This window comes from Bradyrhizobium sp. 25ACV (assembly GCF_054863005.1).
The window spans coordinates 1-450 of sequence record NZ_JAVAYO010000044.1 but is presented as its reverse complement, the minus strand read 5'-3'; the positions used below and the strand labels follow the sequence as shown (position 1 = coordinate 450).

Sequence of the window (450 nt, the reverse complement as noted above, 5' to 3'; positions counted from 1 at the left end):
TGGCGATCGTCTCGGCCCTGATCGTCGAAGCCGCCGGCGACCGCTTTGCGATCCCGCAGCTCTCGGTGGTCGAGCTGGTCCGTGCCCGCGCCAACTCAGAGCACCGCATCGAGCGCATCAAGGACACCGCGGTCCTCAGGTTGCGCAACAAGCTGCTGCCGCTGATCCATCTGAAGAAGCTCTTGAAGATCGACGACGGCGCGGCCTCGGATCCCGAGAACGGCTTCATCGTGGTGACGCAAGTCGGCAGCCAGACCTTCGGCATCGTCGTCGACGGCGTGTTCCACACCGAAGAAATCGTGGTCAAGCCGATGTCGACCAAGCTGCGTCACATCGACATGTTCTCCGGCAACACCATTCTGGGCGATGGCGCGGTGATCATGATCATCGACCCCAACGGCATTGCCAAGGCGCTCGGCGCCGCCGGCTCCTCGGCCCATGACATGGGGG

The 450-nt window shown here is 63.8% G+C and carries 1 protein-coding gene; it reads left to right on the top strand.

The features are described from left to right. The coding region (locus RAD04_RS38490; protein ID WP_461627943.1) for a chemotaxis protein CheW at window positions 1-450 on the top strand (450 nt) is incomplete at both ends.